This window comes from Levilactobacillus namurensis DSM 19117 (assembly GCF_001434785.1).
Taxonomy (GTDB): Bacteria; Bacillota; Bacilli; order Lactobacillales; family Lactobacillaceae; genus Levilactobacillus; species Levilactobacillus namurensis.
On sequence record NZ_AZDT01000026.1, the window covers coordinates 1 to 585 of the forward strand.

1 protein-coding gene is annotated in these 585 nt (G+C 45.3%); it reads right to left on the reverse strand.

Going from position 1 to position 585, the window contains the following annotated elements; all coding sequences use genetic code 11:
- Nucleotides 1–54: 54 nt before the first annotated feature.
- Nucleotides 55–585, reverse strand: a 531-nt coding sequence (locus tag FD30_RS05020) for a DDE-type integrase/transposase/recombinase (protein WP_156652549.1), incomplete at its 5' end; no start/stop codon positions are given.

Genomic DNA, 585 nt, shown 5'->3' on the forward strand with positions numbered 1-585 from the left:
TGTACTAGTCCCTGTCAAGTTGACAGATGAAATAATATAATTCTCGGACGTAACTTAAGCGGCTTCATCGCGATATTCTTTCGCGGTGGAGCCGTTTCTTTGTATCGTACGGTCAATGTAATTAAAATAGTGAATTCCGGTTTCAATCAATTCGACGAGTTCCTGGCGAGTTTTGGGCGTTGGCTGGCTATCCAACCAGTTCAACTTAAATTCGTTCCACCAACGTTCCATTGGTGCGTTGTCGTACGGCGTTCCCGGTCGCGACATACTCCTAGTGACCTGGTGCTGGTCCATAAAGTGATTAAATACCTTGGAAGTAAAGGCTGCCCCGCGGTCTGTATGCACCATGGGATGGACGTTACCGGCACTTTGAAAGGCTTGCTCAAAGGTTTGAATAATCGCTTCACTGGTCTCAGTCGGGCTCAAATTGTATGCTAAAAGATAACGGCCATGTAAATCGAGAACGCCGGAAAACCGCAACTTATATTCACCCTTAACGCCATAACGAACTTCAGTTGAATCGGCTAACCACACTTGGTTAGGTTCAGTAACTTGATCAAACTGTTGGTTTAAAAGATTGTCTCG